Here is a 17,631-nt window from a genome sequence, read left to right on the forward strand (position 1 = left end):
AAGATCTTTTTGTGATCCGCTTCGTATAAGAAGCTTTATCATTATATCACTTAGTTCTTAGCTTGTCAAGAACTTTTTTAATTTATTTTAAAATACATTTTTCAAATCCCTTTGAAAACTCTGTATTTCTCTCTGTCGCTCACAGACATCTTAGATATAATATCATGCTGATTCTTAACTGTCAACACTTTTTTTATATTTTTTTCGTTTTTTATATTTTCCTTTATTGTTCTATCTATAATATCATTCGGAAAAGGTAAGCAAAAAGGTATCTTGCCAAGAAATCCTTAGACCCCTTCTAACAAGATACCTTCTATTAATTTAATTCTGTAATATTTTTTCTGTCTCTGATCGAACCTGCTGCTGAATCATCTCTCCTAATGGATTCGTATCAACCATTGTCTGCATGAGCTCACTTCCTCCCATGATCTGATCATATTCCGTCTGCATTCCAATATGTGGCATCAATGAAATAAAAAACATCAATACCATGATAATTAAACTTCCCTTTATCAATCCAAGTACTGCTCCAGCTACACGGTTAATAAATCCAACCCCCGGTATACGGCTGATTTTATTAATAAATCGTACAATAATAGAAAATATCATCTTACATACGATCATTAATATAATATATGAAATCATATATGCAACCTGATCCGTTACAATCGTCCCCTGAATCTGTGGTACATTTTGAATCACAATATCCTTGAAATATGATGCTCCTTCATATGCGATTGCAAATGTAAGAATCCACGATGCAAGATTGAGCATACTTCTCATCAGACCTCTTCGATATCCTATTACTACCTGAAAAATCAGATATAATCCAAATATACCTAAAACTATTTCTCCCATGTGTACTCCATTTCTAGCGTAACTCAAGTAAATTAATATTGTCTTCATATGTAATTAAATATCTTCTCTTCTTTCCTGTTAATGATACATTTGAAATCCTTTTCTTAAAATCTTTCTGATACATCTCATGTCCTGCAAAATTTAGAACAGAAAAATGATAATTTCCTGCAAGTACTATTTCTTTTTCTCCCAATAATAATTTTGTATACTCAGAGGAGAACTCATGTTCCATAACACTTCGCCCATTTTTATTGTAAACAACCGCCTGATATTTTTCCTGTGCTGACTTTGTATCATTTTCAAGAACCATTGCTATATATTTATCATTTACCGCAATACTCTTGATCGTCTTACGAATCTCTACTGTATTATTCTTAGAAATTGTCTTTCCTGTTTTAAAGAATATAAGTTTGTCATCTGCTGCTGCCACTACCTTGGAACCACTCATATAACTAACTTTTGAAATTACACAATCTTTGAAATCAAAGCCTCCGATCAGCTGATCACCTTTTTCTTCACCTGTCATTCCAAAATTATAAAATGCTATTCTGCTCTTTACATTGATTCCATCTACCACAAGATAACTTACAACCAAATTCTGTCCATCCGAAGACAGTGCAATATCCATCGGATATCCATTCTGGCTTGCAGTTACTTTAATGCTCACCAATTTCTTCTGTGCTGCATCATATAATTCAATATAATTTCCCTTATCACCATGAAGCATCAATGCGATCACGCCTTGTTTTGCAATCTCAACATCAACAATCGGATAAGAAACACTGAATTTTTTCATCTGACCATCATTATCAAGCAGTGCGATCTCATTTCCATTCTTTGATGCTATTACAATATAATTTCCACAATAGGATGCTTGTGGATTTTTAATTGAATATGTGCGATTCCATTTTTCATTTCCTTTTCCATCTAGGAAATAAATTCCATCTTCACTGTAACATATCGTTCCTTTTTTATAAGAAAATGATTGAAAAGATTCCGTCAAATCTTTCGAAATGGTCTTAACTACCTTTATATTATGATATGTCCGGTATCGATACGCTAAAATACTGCATAACGCTACGATCATAAGTGCGATAATCAATCCAATCCTGTATCTCTTCTTTCTTTGTTCCAGGATTAACGCATTTTGAAAATTCTCATTTGAATTAATGTAAACAGAAAATCCTGATTTTTTCTTTTGTTCCATAAAATCCCTTTCTTCTTTATGATCGTTATGATTTCTGAACAAAAATTAGTATACATTATCCTATGAAATGTGTCCAGTGTCCTTACCTTCTACGATTAACGTAACACTGGTATGATTAATTTCTGTCCCGGATAAATTTGATTTTGATCATTCAGAGTATTTGCCGTCTTGATTCTTTGTACTAATTTTTGTGTCCCATATACTTTTCTGCTGATTGATACCAGTGTCTCTCCTTTTTTCACCGTATATTTATAATATTTATATTTTGAGACATTCGTCTTTTTCACAGATGTTGCTGCTGTCGACTTTTCTGTTGTTTTTTTTACTTTTGTTGTATTCTTTTTATTTTCAGTTGATGCCTGAGTATCCAGTATTTTCGTAACTGTTTTTTCCTTTGTCGTCTCACTTTTATCTTCCACCTGATCTTTTACACCTTTTCCCATTGTATTCACTGCCCCATTTACTACGTCACGAAAGTTAATACTCTGATCTTGTTGAGCATAATAATACATACTTCCGCCCATGATCATCATGACTACAACAGCTGCTGCCGTAGAAAACGTGCGAAATCTTCCTTTTCTCTGGCTGCTTTTTGTTTTTCTGGAAACTTTCTCACGAAATTGTCTGATCAATCTTTCATCCCTCATATTTTCCATCATTTTCTCATAATTTTCGGATTCCTGCATTCCTTCTCTGCGTTCTGCCAGATATTCACGCATCATCGGATTCTTGTCATAATATATGTAATAACCACTTTGCCTTACAAGATCTTGTCCACGATATACATAAAATGCATCTTCATTTTCCAAATCATCGATCATATAAAGTACTTTTCCTTCCCCTGGAAAATTTTCAAAATGTGTTTTTTTTATCTTATCATTTAATCGTACCGAAAATCCCATTCTCAGCAATGCCCATCCGATCACTTCTAATCCAGGAAATAATCTGTCTTTTTGCTGATAAATTTCTCTCCATACTTCATCGTTAAATACAGTTTCATCCAAATCAAGTTCCAGATTCTGTCCCTCAATTGCTCCCTTTACATAAATAATAGTATCGTTTTCTACCATTTCCTTCTCTCCAAATAAAATGGCTCCTCTTACATAAGTATTCTTGTCCGTTGATAATGAATTCAAAAATGTTATTACATAATCTTCAATATATACTTTTGTATGTCCAACCGGACTCCCGATCTGACGAATGTTTTTGGGCAACAACTGCTCTGTTTTCACGAAAATTCCTCCTTTTTCTCTATCCTTTCAAACAAACCTTACCACGATCATTTCATATTTTTTATCAAACTGCGTCGAAGAAATCACAATTTTTTTCTACATATTTTTTCTATGTTTTGGATACACTAGAAACAAATCATAACGCAGGAGGAAATTGCTTTGAGTTTAAAAAAAATAAATTATTATCAACCGAATGATTTTTATGCTTTATCAAGATTTCAATCTGACTTTCTCAAACATTTACAAAAAAAATGCAAAAAAAATCAGCCACTGGTCTTAATCTGTATTGGTTCAGATCGTGCAACCGGTGACTGTCTTGGTCCTTTAGTTGGTCAATCTCTTATGGATTTCCCTGTATATTCTGTTTATGGTACTCTGCAATTTCCTGTTCATGCTAAAAATCTTGATAAAACCATGGAACTGATCTACAAATTTCATAAGAATCCATTTATCATTGCAATCGATTCTTGTCTTGGCTATGCGGACCATGTTGGATATATCACACTTTCTTCTATGCCACTTTGCCCTGGTCGTGGTGTTTCTAAACATCTGCCCCCAATTGGTGACATTTCTATCACTGGGATCGTTGATAGATTTTCTGAATCAAGTCATGAAACAATTCAGACAACAAGACTGCAGACTGTTTTTTATTTAGCTTCTTTCATTGCAAAAGGAATTCAGATTCCTAAATTTCAAGTTTCATATCCCCATCTTTGATCAGCCCTTTTCTCCTCATTGCCTCTGAAATAAAATAAGTAAGAAATGCTGGGGCGATGATCAGCATAACAAGAATCATAAGAATGGTGATTGTTGGGGATGTATTCGTAATCATTGTTTTGTATACCATAATCGGCCCCACAAGTCCTGCTGTTCCCATTCCAGATCCTATCGCATTGTTTGTCATTTTTAATACAACTGTTGAAATTGGTCCAAGAATCGCACTTGTGATGATCGTTGGCAGCCATATTAATGGTTTTCGTACAATGTTTGGAACTTGCAGCATAGACGTTCCGATTCCCTGTGCCAAAAGTCCTCCAATTCCATTTTCCCGGAAACTTGCTGTTGCAAATCCAATCATCTGTGCACAGCATCCTACCGTTGCCGCTCCTGCTGCTATTCCTGATAGATTTAGAATAACTCCTAATGCTGCAGAACTGATCGGCAGTGTGAGTGCCATTCCCATCAGAACAGATACAATGATTCCCATCAAAAATGGCTGTTGTTCCGTTCCCCAACGTATCATCTCACCAATTTGTTTCATCAGATCAGAGATATATGGCCCAACCGTCAATCCGACCACTCCACCTCCAAGAATCGTAATAAATGGGGTTAATATAATATCAAGTTTTGTTCGTCCTACAAAAATACGTCCAAGTTCAATTCCAATATATGCAGCAACAAATGCTCCTAATGGTTCTCCTGGCCCGCTTAAAGTGATCTTGCCATTTGTGATCACACTTCCATCTAACAGCCCTGTTGCAAATGCTCCGATCATTCCTGCACTTGCGGCTGATGCACATACTAATGTCTCCTCACCAAGCTTACATGCTACTCCGATACCAATCCCTGCACCTGTCAGAACTTTTGCTATAGATGCAGCCATTACGATCATATGTCCAATGTCTCCTCCTACAAATGTTCCAATCTGCTCCAGTATCGTTCCTATAATTAATGTTGCAAATAAACCTATTGCCATTCCTGACAAACCATCTATAAATATTCTTTTTAATATTTTCATACTTATCTCCTTATACAGACTTTTTTTAAGTATAACATACTAATAGTTCTTTACAACAATCAAAAATACTCCTATACTAAACCAAAAGATTCAATTTAAATTTATTTCAAAGGCAGGAAAATTATATGTTTCGTATGTGGGGAAAGATTTTTCATGAAAATCGTATGTTAAAAGACACCGTTATTTGTATCGATACCGATTTAAATCGTACACGCAAGGTTTATCAGGCATTAGAAGAGATATGTTATGAATTTGATCTATCAAAACCTCTGTGGCTAGAAAACAACAAAAATGATTTTATCCGCCATTCTAAAACTCGCTTTACTCATGACAGTTTTGTTGAAGATATTGATTTTGACTACCTCGAAATCCAAGTAATTGAAGAAGACTAAATATTTTGATATTTTTCTTTAGAAATTATTTACACAACGTCCGTATTTTATTATACTTAATCTATAAATAATAGTGCCCTGGGCCCTTGATCTTATCATGTAAGGAGACATTTATATGAAGGGAGACGGACATTCTAAAAATAAGCAATATACGTCTGAATATATTGCACTTTTATATCAGAAATATTCATACAAACTATATCACCGTGCTTTTCGTTATACTTCGAATATAAGCACTGCAGAGGATGGTGTGCAATTAGTTTTTGAGAAAATTCTTTTACATCCCAAAACCGCCCTAGAGGTTCCTGAGGATGAGATTCTGTATTTTCTTTTTGCTGTACTTCGCAATGTGATGTATACAATTACCAAAGACGAAGCTAAGAATTCTCATTTTCCACTGAGATATGATGAAGATATTAACAATTCTCCAGATCTTACAGATTCTGAAGATGTTTTTATTCGTGTCATTCACACAGAATGTATCAAAAATATTTTTTCTAAACTTAAACCATCTCTTCGTGATACTATGATCTTTCATTATTGTTATGGTTTTAAGTATCGTGAGATTGCAGATATATTTCATATTTCTGAACGTGCCGTAAAAAAACGTATTGCTACAGCTAAGAAGCAAATCAAAACGATGTTTCGGAAAGAGGACTTCCTATGAACAATAAGGACAAAAAGATTATTGAAGAACAAGATAAATTATTAGATCACCTCATTGAATATGCTGGCCGCCAATATATTGATGAAGAGATCAAAAAATATGAAGAGCTTCCTGAATTGGAACCTTCAAAAGAATTTGATGAAAAAATGCACAAAATGTTTCAAGATGCTTATAAACGAGAATCTCGTCTTGAGCACATTCAGTTGGGCAAGAAAATAGCAGTGATTGCTGTTGCAGCACTTCTTGTTGTTTCTGCTGCGGCTATGAATATCAAGGCGGTTAGAGAACCTGTATTGAATTTTGTATTCCATAGAAGTGTTAATGGTAACAAAACAAATGTTAATTCACAGGATAATACAAAAGATCATTATGATGTTTCTTTTAAATATATCCCTGATGGTTATAAACAAGAAAAAGTTACTTATTCTATGAATAATGATCAAATTAGTTATCAATTTTATAACAATAAATTAAAAAAAGATCTATTTATTAATATTCAGATAGACCAAGATTATGATTCTTATGTAAATCAATCTTCTCTTTCTAAATATGACAAAATCACATACGAAAATCATACTTATTATTTTCTTTCTGGCGATACTAATACTTTAATTACATATAAAAATCACAGTATTATTTCTATAATGTCATCAGAAACCAAAAATCAACTATTAAAAATAGCAACATATTTAAAGTTTAAAACAAAATAATAAATTTAAAAATCAGTCGTAATGAATAATTTACATCGACTGATTTTTTTATACCATTTTTTACTAAAAATCAATTTTAGCATTTCTTCTTTCTCTTCCTATGTGTAACACACTATACTTATTTCATATTTTCAATATTATTTTATTTTTAAATTTTTTCATTCTTTTTAAATTATCTATTTCTACATATTGGTAAGGATAGAAAGGATTACCTTATGAAAAAATTTTATAAACTCTTATTTATACCAATCTTTTGTCTCGTCATGCTATCAAATACTACTTCCACTGTTTCTGCTGCAAATAACTGGGCTGGTTTTCAACATGTTACAATTGGATTGTCTTTCAAAAAGTGGGGGTTAGCATCTTTCTATACCACTGTCATTCCAAGCAAAAGTTCTTACTATTCTAAAATTAATATGAAATTGCAACGATATTCTGGTGGTAAATGGCATACTTTAACTAGTGGCACTAATGGAGATACTAGTATTAATATGTATAGCCGTGGCTATTATGTAACAAAAGGTTATACATACCGAGTTTACAGCACTGCCACAGTCTACAAATCTAAAGGCGGTAAAAAAATAAACAGTGATACTTTCATCTACAAAAACAAATATTAAAGTTCTAAAAAACTAATCAATTATTCACATAATCCTTACTCGTCACAAAAAAGGCAGGTTTTTCCTGCCTTTTTGACGTTCCCTCGAAATCTTCATTTACATCCTCAAAATTTTTTTCAACAAAAAGTTCCCTTTTTTTCTAAAACGCTAGTTTACAATATGTAAGAGAGATATGGTAATGGTAAAATTTTTATTGCAACTGTTAACCATTAAGCACAAATAATAACAAGCAATCACAAAAACATAACGAAAACCCTATTTTTGTTTACATTGACGTGATTTATTAAATTGAATATAAATTTCAATTCATATCTTAATACCATCTACACTCTCTTACATGACAAAGCAGTGTGGAAACTCATCACTTTCACACAACAAAAAACGATCGGAGTTTTCCACTTCTCCGATCGTTTTTATCGTACTCTATTTTGTTTTGGTTGTACTTCCGAATCCGCCATTTCGTACTTCTGTTACATCATCGTCAATTGTAACGCCATACTGCATAAAGATTCCCTGTACCATACCTGTTCCCTGTTCAACAGAAACTGTTTTTCCTTCATTACTGTCATTTGTTAATTTTACGAAGATATGTCCTTCATTATCTGAATAAAAATAGTCACTGTCGATAATTCCAACTGTGTTATTCATTTGCAGACGGAATTTAAATCCAAGACCGCTTCTTGGAAAAATATTTAATACCCAGTCTTCTTCGATAAAGACTCTGATTCCTGTTGGAATCTTAATTGTCTCACCTGGTTTTAATGTAAAATCAACCGGACTAAAAAAATCGTATCCTGCTGATCCTCTGGTTGCTCTCTTTGGAAGTTTGATTCCATCGTAAATTGCTTTGATTTCTTCATCTGAAGTTCCTAGAAAACTGTCTTTCCAGCTTTCTTCAAACTGCTCAAAGCTTACTTTATGAAACTGTGCAATTTTGTTCATCTGTATCTCCTGTAATCTTCATTCTTTATATTTCAACGCCACTTATTTTATCAGACTCATCTGTTTGTTTCAATAGGATGAAAGTTTTTTCAATGATTCAAACTGATATCCTTCTTTCTTCAGATTCGTGATCACTTCATCCAATGCTTCCGCATTTGACTGTGAGACGTTATGCATTAATGGGATGGCTCCATTATGTGTGTATTTCTTAAAATGTTCCACTACATATTGCTTCCCTGGTTGCTTATTAACATCAAAGTCCACATAGGCCATACTCCAAAATATCGTCTTATATCCCATTGATTTTGTTAATTTTAAAGTCTTTTCATTGTATTCCCCCATTGGAGGGCGAATGAAATGATCCATCTCATATCCTGTTGCCTCTTTACAATACTCAGCACAATCTATAATTTCCTGTTTATTATCTCTGTCTGATAATGTTGGCATACTTTTGTGATGTACCGTGTGGTTTCCAACAATATGTCCTTCCTTCTTCATCCTCCTTACAAGCTCTCTCCCCTCTCTGATAAACGGTTTCGTTACAAAAAAAGCTGCCACAATTTTTTGTTTTTTCAAAACATCCAGAATTTTCGGAGTAAATCCGTTTTCATATCCACAATCAAATGTAAGAAAAATCTTCTTTTTCTTGCATTTTGGATTTACATAATACGCATCATATTTTGACAGATCAATATAATCAGATACTTCCGGAGTCTGATGATTTTCATTTCTCTTTAGCCACCAGCGTTCGATTCCTTGTACCGTCTCTCCCGATGTTTCCTGATATTTCTGCTGGTCTGTATTCGATAGCCTTAATGTACTGGAAGTTGTTTCATTTGATTGTACATTTTTCTTTTCTTCCAATCCCTGACAGGCAGTCAACAAAACCATTACCAAAAAAACAGCTGTCATACATATACTTTTCATCGTTCACGATTCCTTTTTTATATATGTATGAGTAATTTCCTGTATTTATAAATCTTTCATGAAATCTTTTAATGTTTGAATATCCTCATCTGTAAGTTGCAGTTCTTTCGCACTTGCGATCTCTCCCCAATGTTCCTTAAGTTGTCTCGCATCTTCTTTTTCTTGTTTTATTTCCTGACTTTTTTTAATTTTTTCATTTTTTTCATAATTTTGTTTTTTCAGATTTTTTTCCATGCGATTGGGAAGAATATTTTCCAAATAGTAAAGAAGATTTATCTTAATCTTTCTCTTTGTATGTTCCATATTGGTCAATCTGTCAAACAGAAACACTACTATTCCAAACATTACTCCAACGATCAGCTGTCCTCCCCAGAAATTAATATCTGAATTCATCAAAATTCCTTTTACTGCTCCAAGACAGCCTAGTCCAATACACAAGATCCCACAGATTTCTGGAATCTGTTCCAGAAAAAATGAATTTATCCCCATGATCTTATTCGCTTCAAGGTATTTATCCACAATACAGCTGATATTATTCACTTTAGCATTCAATGAATAATAATTCTCTATCTTTTTCTTTAGCGTTCCGATCCAGTATCGTTTTGGCCTGTCCATTTCTTCGGACGAAGCCAATAATTTGTGATAATTGCGCCAAACAATAAGCTTTACCAATACTGCTGCAATCACAGAAACAATTAGTCCCTGCACAAAAAAAGTTTCTCTTAACATTTCCATAGCTGTCTCTCCTTTTATATTTGTTGTTTATCATTATAAAAGGATTGCTTTGAAAACTTAAGAGAAACCGTCCTACAAAGTTAGACTACATTCTGTCTAATATTCCAAGAACAAGACGAACAATGTGTTTTATTGCCGCTTTTTCAAATTCTTCGTAACTTCCTGCTGCTTCCTGATCTGCTTTATCAGAAATCGCACGTAATACGATAAATGGAATCTGATTTAAATGCGCTGCCTGTGCCATTGCTGCACCTTCCATTTCAGCACAATATCCATCAAATTCATTGATCAGATAATGTTTCTTATCATTGTCTGAAATAAACTGATCTCCACTAACAACTCTTCCTACATAACAATTAATATCTGGATTCACTTCTTCACATGTTTTCTTCGCAAGCTCGATCAGATCTTTATCGGCTTCAAAGTAAGACGTATCCATCCTAGGAATTTCTCCAACTTTATATCCAAAGACTGTCGCATCCACATCATGTTGTACCGCATCTTTTGAAATTACGATATCTCCGATTTCGATATCTTTATATAATCCACCTGCTACACCTGTATTGATCACCGCTTCTACATCAAATTTATCTGCAAGAATCTGTGTGCAAAGTGCCATATTGACCTTTCCAATTCCACTTTGTACAACTACTGCATCTTTTCCTTTTAACGTTCCAGAATAAAAATCCATACCTGCACAAGTTACTTTTTCTTTATTCTCCATAGCTTCGATCAGCTGACTGACTTCTTCTTCCATGGCTCCGATAATACCAATCATATCTGTTCTCCTTATCTTTGTAATATCATTTAATTTCAGTTTACGGGAAATCTTAAATCCTGTCAATTACGAAACCTTTCGTCCAATGCTTGAAATACGTGCTTTCTTGCTCTATAATTCATTATGTATATTTTCAGAAAGTTTTTCTAATATACAATTTTAATTTTACAGGAGGATAATTTTATTATGGTATATAAAACAAAAGGAACTTGTTCTAGTGAAATCGAATTTGAAGTAGAGAATGGAATCTTAACAGACATCCATTTTGTTGGCGGATGCCAGGGAAATACAACTGGTGTTGCTGCATTAGCAAAAGGACTTCCAATTGATGAAGTCATCGACAAATTATCTGGAATCCAGTGTGGTTTCCGTGGAACTTCATGTCCAGATCAGCTTTCTAAAGCGCTGATCGAGTACAAAGAAAATCATTAATGGGGTGAGAAAGAATCATGAAACGAATCGTATTAACCGGTGGAGGAACTGCCGGACATGTTACACCGAATATGGCACTTGTACCAAAACTGATCGATGAGGGATATAATATTTATTACATTGGATCTTACGAAGGTATGGAAAAGAAACTGATTGAAGATATCGGCATTAAATATTTCGGAATTTCTTCCGGAAAATTGCGTAGATATTTTGACATCAAAAACTTTTCTGATCCATTCCGTGTGATCAAAGGATTTTTTGAAGCGAAAAAAATCTTAAAGAAACTCCGTCCAGATGTTGTATTTTCTAAGGGTGGATTTGTTACTGTCCCTGTTGTATTTGCTGCAAAGCAACTTCATATTCCGGTTATCATTCATGAGTCTGATATGACACCAGGATTAGCTAACAAATTAAGTATTCCTAGCGCAAGCAAGGTATGCTGTAACTTCCCTGAGACAGTCAAACTTCTTCCTGAAGGTAAAGCTGTTTTAACAGGTTCCCCAATCCGTGAAGAATTATTTACAGGAAAACGTGAGGAAGGACTTCGTCTTTGTGGATTTAACGAAGATAAACCAGTACTTCTTGTTATCGGTGGAAGTCTTGGATCTGTTGCGATCAATAATGCGATCCGTAACAATATTGATGCATTACTTGAGAAATATCAGATCATTCATCTTTGCGGACGTAACAACCTTGATGAAAGCCTTGAAGGCAGAGAAGGTTACAAACAGTTTGAATATGTAAAAGCTGAATTAAAACATTATTTTGCATGTGCTAACGTTGTTGTATCCCGTGCTGGAGCCAATGCGATCTGTGAACTTCTTGCACTTCGCAAGCCTAATATTTTAATTCCTCTTGGATTAGAAGCCAGCCGTGGAGACCAGATCCTGAATGCTGAATCTTTTGAAAAGCAGGGTTATAGTTATGTACTTCAGGAGAAAGATGTTACGAGTGAGACTTTATTAAATGCTGTTAACAGCGTTTATGAAGACCGTGATAAATATGTGGAAGCAATGAATACAAGCGAGCTTGCAAATCCAATTGAAACGATTGTGAATCTTGCCAATCAGTTAGCTTCTCAAAAAAGAAAACGATAATCTTATTAATTACTTATTTAAAAAGCACGAGACTGCTACTTTCTATGGCAATCTCGTGCTTTTTATTTTCAAGAAAAACTATACGCTATTATTTATTTTTCTATTATTTAACTTTATAAGATTTTACTGTGCTGTAAGCTCCATAAAGTTTTGTTTTTCCTACAGTTTTGTATGATCTTACTCTTACATAATATTTTTTCTTAGATTTTAATTTACTGATAGTTTTCTTATATGTTTTATAAGATTTTACTGTATATGTCTTCGCACCTTTTAAGTTTTTCTTTGTTGCGATCTGAACCTGATATCCTGTTGCATTACTATCTTTTGTCCATGTGATCGTTAATTTCTTTTTCGCAGTTTTTGCTTTTACGCTCTGTTTTTTAGGTGCAACTTTGATTGTGATCTTCTTTGTAACAGTATTATAGTTGCTTCCGCTTGCTGTTACTGTGATTGTTGCGATCCCTGTTCCTTTTACAGATACTGTTCCATTAGAAGAAACTGTTGCTACTTTCTTATTACTTGAAGCATAGCTTACTTTCATTCCTGTTGTTGCTTTTGCACCAAGGTTGAAAGATTTGCTTCCAATTGCTGTATTAACTGTTGTTTTTGCTTTTGTTGTAAGCGTTCCTTTTGCTTTATTAACCTTTACAGAAACTTTTACATCCTGATATTTTGCAGATTCAAATGTTACAACATAAGTTCCTACAGCAACATTTTTATTGAAAGTAAGAACTCCATCTTTATATTCATAAGAGTCTTCACTCAGTACTTTAGATCCATTTTTTACTTTTGCAACTGTATATGCAGCATCTTCTGGAACTTTAGATGTATCAACAAATACCTTTATTCCTTTTGGATTATATGTAACATCTTTTGCTGTAATTGTTGCATCATCTGCTAATAAAGGTTTTACCATAGCTGTTACTTTCACAGTTGCATATGAACCTGATTTTGATTCTAATGTTACATAATATGCTGTATCTGTGCTTGCTTCTACACTACTATTTAATGTTAACACTCCATCTTTATAGCTATACTGATCCTCTGTTAAAGATGGGACACCTCTTCCTGTTCCCTTTGTGATTTTTGTTACTTCAAAATCATTTCCTGCTGGAAGATTATTAAATGTTACCTTTGTACCATCCTTGCTTCTTTCCACATCATTTACTGTAACATCTACATAAGGTGCTACTTTCAGATTTAAATTATCAATCACAATATCTTTTCCATCACACGCTGGAACCTGTGTTACACCGCCTCTTCCAGATTCTTCATAGGCCTCTGTTTCTCTTAAGATATATGTAATCTTTTTAATTGTTTTTCCACTTAAACTCTGTGTGTGTTTATATGACATATGGTTACCATGAGGTTCGCTGAATGAAATTGCTGAAAATGCAATTTCTTTTGGCTTTAACCATAAATTATCCTCATGAAGCATTCCATATTTTGCTCCATCTGTAGTTTCAATGATCGCACCTTCCATGCTCTTCTTTGTAACATAAGAAGGTAATCCTTCAACAGAAATCTGCCAGTTTCCCCATGCTGAAGTTGATGTGATACTTGCTGTCGCATTCTCTAATTTTGTTCCTTCATCATTTGTTGCTTTAAATGTTCCATCTCCATTTAATTCTTTATAATTATCAAATGCTGTATTAGAGAATTTTGCATTTTCAAGATATTTATATACAGATAATCCCTTATTTTTATTTTCCTGATATGCATTATAATATGCCTCATATAATGCTTCTGGAATTCTGATCTGAACATTTGCAATACCATCAATATTTACACCTGTTGCTGCTTCCCCTGTTTCATTATTTTGCACATTCTGTGTAAAATATGTTGCTGCAAATCCTGTAGATTTCTGTGTAGTTGCTGAAGTTACTGCATCATATTCTCCATTTTTATATGTTGCATCAACGATATCTCCTTTAGATAAATTTAATGTTGATACATCTGATACCTTATTTAACTCCCCATAATAGTAATCTGCATACTCCATATTAACTGTTGCATAATAATACCCATCAACAGCTGTTAAATTTTTTGGATCCTTTAATCCTGTTGCTTCGTCTGCTTTGACGATCACTACATTATGAAATACTGCTGGTACATTTACAGGTCCTGCCAGCATTGCAGCTGCCATAGCTACAGATAGACCTTTTTTCCACATTGCTTTTCTCATGTGAAACCTCCTTTTAAATAAGTTAAGTAAAATAATAATGTGCTTATATTTCGGCATAAGTACTGAAATACCTACATACATTTATCTAAATTTTTGCACTTGTCATAGCATCTTTATTAGTTATAACTAACTATATGATCAAAAAAAGACACCTCAAAATAAGATCGGGTGTCTTTCTAAATGTTTTTGTTATGCTACAAACTTTGTGCAAAAATACAGACCCCAATAAACAATACAAGTTTCAGGAGAATGATAATGATTTCATTACCTTTTAATTTTTTACCTGAACCCAGATGAATGTTCTGTTTCGGGCATACATCAACACATTGCATACAATGAATGCATTCTCCTCCATTCTTCTGGTCCCTTTTGATCTGATAATCTACAGGGCACTTGATCTCACATGCACGGCATTTCGGTATACAGTTGCTTCTGTCTCTATCTAGTACAGAAAACGGCAATACCGGTAACCATGCAAAGATTGCTCCCATCGGACATAGATATTGGCAGAAAAATCTTTCTTTAAGGCACATACCTACCAGTATCAGTACAAAGATGATCCATCCGGCTAAATATCCGGCATCTGGAATCTTACCTGTGTACAACATGGAAAATACTTCCCAAGGACTGGTTCCATGGAATTTTTTTGTAAATCCTAATGCATAAATCAGCATTAAGACTAATAACATGATATATTTAATTTTTTGAAGTTTTCGTCCGGTCTCTTCTGATACCCACGGAAGCTTCTTTTTCACTTTTTTCTGAACCCATTTTGAAAATGCATACATTCCATCTCCCAAGGTTCCAAATGCACAGGCATATCCGCAGAAGAATCTTCCAAACAAAATGGTAAATCCACATAAAGCGATCAGCATTACTAAGAATGCATTCTGCTCGATCGGCTTGCCTGCTCTGATCTGTTCAATCACATATCTCACACCAGAAAATGCCGATGTGTATAATGCCGGCATCCATAGGAAAAATATGATCTGAATGATCTGTCGTCCAAGACGTCTTATGTCTCTCTTTTGTCTAAGGTCCATTATGACGCCTCCTTCAAAGCATTCTGTACAGCTGCAATGATACCTTTTGAACTGTATGTTGCTCCACTGGCTACATCGACATCCACTGTCTGCTTTTGTTTCATTGTATCTATTATTTTTACTGCATTATTAAAATATGCACTATCTTCATTTTTGGCTTCTTTGATCTGAATGTCATCAATAGAACCATTCTTTATGGTCACATTCACAACGATCTGACCTCCAAACCCTTGACCACTACCTTGATAAGTTCCGTCTTTCCAAGAACCTGAACCACTATTTTGGGCTGCAATCTTCGCTTCTTTTTCCGCTCGGATCGTTGCAATATTGTGGTATACAAGACATATTCCAATTATCAAGGCAAGATTTAAAAGCCTCATTAAGAAATGCTTATACTGCTTTAATTGTTTCATCTTCTCTCTGTTCCTCTATTTACTTGTTAATCTTTGAAATAGCATCTTTATATGCTTTAACCAGTGCATTGCTTGAGCATGTTGCTCCACTGACTGTATCGTATTTTTCTGGTATTTCAAATCCATAACTGATCAACTTTGGTACCATAGTCTTCTGTGCCATGTTGTACCAAGCAGACATATATCGATCTGACCATTTAATATTCTGAATATTCTTTACCTTATTGTCAGCAGAAATAACAACTTCTAATGTTAATTTGTAAGCATCAAATTCTTCATCTTCATCTGGCTCACACACTGCTGATCCCTCATAAATTTTGTCTTCTTTCTCAACTGGTGTTGTAGTATTATCATCTTTTGATGTATTATTATTATTATTATTATTGTTGTTGTTATTACTGTTGTTATTATTGTTGTTGCTGTTATTACTGTTATTATTATTGCTATTTGATGTATTAGAATTTGTGTTATCTTTCTTAGCTACAGCTTTCTTCAATGCATTTCGTACTGCTTCCATGATTCCATTTGAACTGTAAGTTGCTCCACTGACTGCATCAACTTTATCTGTATTGGCTGTCTGCATTGCAATAATACTGTATGGAACTTCAGACCATGCCTTGTTAAAGTATGCTGCATCGTCTTTTTCATTTTTCACAAGTTTGATCTCTACGATCTTACTTTTTTTAATTCTTACACTGACTATGATATTTCCACGGAATCCTTTTCCTGTTCCTTCATAAACACCATCTTTATATACTCCAGTGACATTATCTGTTGTATCTTTCTTTGCTGTTGAGTTACTGTTGCTTTCTGAATCTAAACTGCTTGATGATCCTTTTACTGCTGCTTTCTTTAATGCATTACGTACTGCTTTGATAATACCATTTGAACTAAATGTAGCTCCGCTGACTGAATCTACATTTGTACTTTGTTTCTTGATCATTAATGGAAGTAAAATTCCTTTTGCACGGTTAAAATAAGCTGCATCATCGTGATTTTCTAAAATCTTGATGCTTTTAATCTTATTATTTTTAATTGTTACAGATACTTTAACAGTTCCATGATATCCAGATGCAGATCCTGTAAATGTTCCATCTTTATATGTACCTGACTCATCCGCTGTTCCAACGCTTCCTGCTGACTTTGAAGAACCGCTTGCTTTCGCTGCTGTTTTATCCTCTTCCCCTGTCAATGCATTTTTTACTGCTTTGATAATACCATTTGAGCTGTATGTTGCCCCACTGACGACATCTACTTTTAATGACTGTTTTGCAAGAATATTTTTAATAACTCCAGCAGATGCACGATTAAAAAATGCTGCATCGTCTGAATTACTTAATACTTTAATTGCTGTGATCTTATGGTCTTTTACAGTTACAGATACCTTTACAAGTCCTCGATATCCATTTGCCTGTCCTTCATAAGTTCCATCTTTGATCTTACTTAAATCAATATCTCCAGCGTTTGCCTTCTTTGCCTTCTTCTTTTCAGCCGTTGTTGCCGCTTCTACCTGATTCACTCCTGCATTTTTCTGGGACTTTGCTTTCGGAGCAGTGTATCCAAACACACTATTTCCAACCAAACTTATCACGAAAATTGCTGGAACAAACTGAATCAGATTGACTTTTTTTAGTTTATCAATAATTTTCATATTT

General features: G+C 34.1%; 19 protein-coding genes. 7 read left to right on the forward strand and 12 right to left on the reverse strand.

What is annotated here, in order from left to right:
* Nucleotides 1-321: 321 nt before the first annotated feature.
* The 3 genes from OCV53_RS11450 to OCV53_RS11460 all read right to left on the reverse strand — a co-directional run bounded on the left by OCV53_RS11450 (nucleotide 322) and on the right by OCV53_RS11460 (nucleotide 3,297).
* Nucleotides 322-858 carry a CvpA family protein gene (locus tag OCV53_RS11450; RefSeq protein WP_055198422.1) on the reverse strand — a complete coding sequence of 179 codons (537 nt, stop codon included), beginning with the start codon at nucleotides 856-858 and terminating at the stop codon, nucleotides 322-324.
* Between the two features lie 13 nt (nucleotides 859-871).
* The gene (locus OCV53_RS11455) at nucleotides 872-2,065 is read right to left on the reverse strand and encodes a DUF5711 family protein (RefSeq protein ID WP_022374655.1); all 1,194 of its coding nucleotides are present in this window, start codon (nucleotides 2,063-2,065) and stop codon (nucleotides 872-874) included.
* A gap of 95 nt (nucleotides 2,066-2,160) precedes the next feature.
* Nucleotides 2,161-3,297, reverse strand: a complete 1,137-nt coding sequence (locus OCV53_RS11460; RefSeq protein WP_022374656.1) for a LysM peptidoglycan-binding domain-containing protein — start codon at nucleotides 3,295-3,297, stop codon at nucleotides 2,161-2,163.
* Nucleotides 3,298-3,456: 159 nt separating this feature from the next.
* Here OCV53_RS11460 and yyaC point away from each other — a divergent pair, with 159 nt between their 5' ends.
* Complete coding sequence (gene yyaC, locus OCV53_RS11465; RefSeq protein WP_022374657.1) at nucleotides 3,457-4,014, forward strand: spore protease YyaC; 558 nt, start codon at nucleotides 3,457-3,459, stop codon at nucleotides 4,012-4,014.
* Here the strand turns inward: yyaC and OCV53_RS11470 are convergent.
* Nucleotides 3,983-5,035, reverse strand: coding sequence for a PTS sugar transporter subunit IIC (locus OCV53_RS11470; protein ID WP_055198426.1), 1,053 nt, complete (start codon nucleotides 5,033-5,035; stop codon nucleotides 3,983-3,985). The genes yyaC and OCV53_RS11470 overlap by 32 nt on opposite strands.
* 125 nt (nucleotides 5,036-5,160) lie before the next feature.
* On the opposite strand from OCV53_RS11470, the gene OCV53_RS11475 reads away from it, so the two are divergent.
* The 4 genes from OCV53_RS11475 to OCV53_RS11490 all read left to right on the forward strand — a co-directional run bounded on the left by OCV53_RS11475 (nucleotide 5,161) and on the right by OCV53_RS11490 (nucleotide 7,424).
* Nucleotides 5,161-5,427: a hypothetical protein gene (locus OCV53_RS11475; protein ID WP_022374756.1), complete on the forward strand. Its 267-nt coding sequence runs from the start codon at nucleotides 5,161-5,163 to the stop codon at nucleotides 5,425-5,427.
* A 115-nt stretch (nucleotides 5,428-5,542) separates the two neighbouring features.
* A complete protein-coding gene (locus tag OCV53_RS11480; protein ID WP_055198428.1) occupies nucleotides 5,543-6,094 on the forward strand; it encodes an RNA polymerase sigma factor in 552 nt (183 codons plus the stop codon).
* Nucleotides 6,091-6,804, forward strand: coding sequence for a DUF4367 domain-containing protein (locus tag OCV53_RS11485; RefSeq protein ID WP_022374754.1), 714 nt, complete (start codon nucleotides 6,091-6,093; stop codon nucleotides 6,802-6,804). Before OCV53_RS11480 ends, OCV53_RS11485 begins: the two co-directional genes overlap by 4 nt.
* A gap of 215 nt (nucleotides 6,805-7,019) precedes the next feature.
* Entirely contained in the window at nucleotides 7,020-7,424 is a 405-nt protein-coding gene (locus tag OCV53_RS11490; RefSeq protein WP_022374753.1) for a hypothetical protein, read from the forward strand.
* 423 nt (nucleotides 7,425-7,847) lie between these two features.
* Here OCV53_RS11490 and OCV53_RS11495 read toward each other — a convergent pair whose 3' ends face one another.
* The 4 genes from OCV53_RS11495 to OCV53_RS11510 all read right to left on the reverse strand — a co-directional run bounded on the left by OCV53_RS11495 (nucleotide 7,848) and on the right by OCV53_RS11510 (nucleotide 10,806).
* Nucleotides 7,848-8,366, reverse strand: a complete 519-nt coding sequence (locus tag OCV53_RS11495; protein WP_055198430.1) for a dUTP diphosphatase — start codon at nucleotides 8,364-8,366, stop codon at nucleotides 7,848-7,850.
* Nucleotides 8,367-8,435: 69 nt separating this feature from the next.
* Nucleotides 8,436-9,293, reverse strand: a complete 858-nt coding sequence (locus OCV53_RS11500; protein ID WP_055198432.1) for a delta-lactam-biosynthetic de-N-acetylase — start codon at nucleotides 9,291-9,293, stop codon at nucleotides 8,436-8,438.
* Nucleotides 9,294-9,338: 45 nt separating this feature from the next.
* Nucleotides 9,339-10,028: a hypothetical protein gene (locus OCV53_RS11505; RefSeq protein WP_022374750.1), complete on the reverse strand. Its 690-nt coding sequence runs from the start codon at nucleotides 10,026-10,028 to the stop codon at nucleotides 9,339-9,341.
* Between the two features lie 85 nt (nucleotides 10,029-10,113).
* Nucleotides 10,114-10,806: a 5'-methylthioadenosine/adenosylhomocysteine nucleosidase gene (locus OCV53_RS11510; RefSeq protein WP_022374749.1), complete on the reverse strand. Its 693-nt coding sequence runs from the start codon at nucleotides 10,804-10,806 to the stop codon at nucleotides 10,114-10,116.
* A 186-nt stretch (nucleotides 10,807-10,992) separates the two neighbouring features.
* Here OCV53_RS11510 and OCV53_RS11515 point away from each other — a divergent pair, with 186 nt between their 5' ends.
* Entirely contained in the window at nucleotides 10,993-11,238 is a 246-nt protein-coding gene (locus tag OCV53_RS11515; protein ID WP_022374748.1) for a TIGR03905 family TSCPD domain-containing protein, read from the forward strand.
* Nucleotides 11,239-11,255: 17 nt separating this feature from the next.
* Nucleotides 11,256-12,335: an undecaprenyldiphospho-muramoylpentapeptide beta-N-acetylglucosaminyltransferase gene (locus OCV53_RS11520; protein WP_022374747.1), complete on the forward strand. Its 1,080-nt coding sequence runs from the start codon at nucleotides 11,256-11,258 to the stop codon at nucleotides 12,333-12,335.
* 103 nt (nucleotides 12,336-12,438) lie between these two features.
* On the opposite strand, the gene OCV53_RS11525 is transcribed toward OCV53_RS11520, so the two are convergent.
* From OCV53_RS11525 to OCV53_RS11540, 4 genes are all read right to left on the reverse strand, one after another.
* Nucleotides 12,439-14,520 (reverse strand): fibronectin type III domain-containing protein, encoded by a 2,082-nt coding sequence (locus tag OCV53_RS11525; protein ID WP_055198433.1) that lies wholly within the window; start codon nucleotides 14,518-14,520, stop codon nucleotides 12,439-12,441.
* Between the two features lie 194 nt (nucleotides 14,521-14,714).
* On the reverse strand, nucleotides 14,715-15,563 hold the full coding sequence (locus OCV53_RS11530) for a 4Fe-4S binding protein (protein WP_022374745.1): 849 nt from the start codon (nucleotides 15,561-15,563) through the stop codon (nucleotides 14,715-14,717).
* Complete coding sequence (locus OCV53_RS11535; protein WP_055198434.1) at nucleotides 15,563-15,976, reverse strand: FMN-binding protein; 414 nt, start codon at nucleotides 15,974-15,976, stop codon at nucleotides 15,563-15,565. The genes OCV53_RS11530 and OCV53_RS11535 overlap by 1 nt, the downstream gene beginning before the upstream one ends.
* A 19-nt stretch (nucleotides 15,977-15,995) precedes the next feature.
* Nucleotides 15,996-17,627: an FMN-binding protein gene (locus OCV53_RS11540; protein WP_055198435.1), complete on the reverse strand. Its 1,632-nt coding sequence runs from the start codon at nucleotides 17,625-17,627 to the stop codon at nucleotides 15,996-15,998.
* Nucleotides 17,628-17,631: the final 4 nt, after the last annotated feature.

The organism is Anaerostipes amylophilus, assembly GCF_025567365.1.
Lineage (GTDB): Bacteria > Bacillota > Clostridia > Lachnospirales > Lachnospiraceae > Anaerostipes > Anaerostipes amylophilus.

Excerpts from the sequence above, each read along its gene's own strand:
- OCV53_RS11450 (WP_055198422.1), bottom strand. The coding sequence starts at position 858 with ATGGGAGAAATAGTTTTAGGTATATTTGGATTATATCTGATTTTTCAG.
- OCV53_RS11455 (WP_022374655.1), bottom strand. The coding sequence starts at position 2,065 with ATGGAACAAAAGAAAAAATCAGGATTTTCTGTTTACATTAATTCAAAT.
- OCV53_RS11470 (WP_055198426.1), bottom strand. The coding sequence starts at position 5,035 with ATGAAAATATTAAAAAGAATATTTATAGATGGTTTGTCAGGAATGGCA.
- OCV53_RS11475 (WP_022374756.1), top strand. The coding sequence starts at position 5,161 with ATGTTTCGTATGTGGGGAAAGATTTTTCATGAAAATCGTATGTTAAAA.
- OCV53_RS11480 (WP_055198428.1), top strand. The coding sequence starts at position 5,543 with ATGAAGGGAGACGGACATTCTAAAAATAAGCAATATACGTCTGAATAT.
- OCV53_RS11485 (WP_022374754.1), top strand. The coding sequence starts at position 6,091 with ATGAACAATAAGGACAAAAAGATTATTGAAGAACAAGATAAATTATTA.
- OCV53_RS11490 (WP_022374753.1), top strand. The coding sequence starts at position 7,020 with ATGAAAAAATTTTATAAACTCTTATTTATACCAATCTTTTGTCTCGTC.
- OCV53_RS11495 (WP_055198430.1), bottom strand. The coding sequence starts at position 8,366 with ATGAACAAAATTGCACAGTTTCATAAAGTAAGCTTTGAGCAGTTTGAA.
- OCV53_RS11500 (WP_055198432.1), bottom strand. The coding sequence starts at position 9,293 with ATGAAAAGTATATGTATGACAGCTGTTTTTTTGGTAATGGTTTTGTTG.
- OCV53_RS11505 (WP_022374750.1), bottom strand. The coding sequence starts at position 10,028 with ATGGAAATGTTAAGAGAAACTTTTTTTGTGCAGGGACTAATTGTTTCT.
- OCV53_RS11510 (WP_022374749.1), bottom strand. The coding sequence starts at position 10,806 with ATGATTGGTATTATCGGAGCCATGGAAGAAGAAGTCAGTCAGCTGATC.
- OCV53_RS11515 (WP_022374748.1), top strand. The coding sequence starts at position 10,993 with ATGGTATATAAAACAAAAGGAACTTGTTCTAGTGAAATCGAATTTGAA.
- OCV53_RS11520 (WP_022374747.1), top strand. The coding sequence starts at position 11,256 with ATGAAACGAATCGTATTAACCGGTGGAGGAACTGCCGGACATGTTACA.
- OCV53_RS11525 (WP_055198433.1), bottom strand. The coding sequence starts at position 14,520 with ATGAGAAAAGCAATGTGGAAAAAAGGTCTATCTGTAGCTATGGCAGCT.
- OCV53_RS11530 (WP_022374745.1), bottom strand. The coding sequence starts at position 15,563 with ATGGACCTTAGACAAAAGAGAGACATAAGACGTCTTGGACGACAGATC.
- OCV53_RS11535 (WP_055198434.1), bottom strand. The coding sequence starts at position 15,976 with ATGAAACAATTAAAGCAGTATAAGCATTTCTTAATGAGGCTTTTAAAT.
- OCV53_RS11540 (WP_055198435.1), bottom strand. The coding sequence starts at position 17,627 with ATGAAAATTATTGATAAACTAAAAAAAGTCAATCTGATTCAGTTTGTT.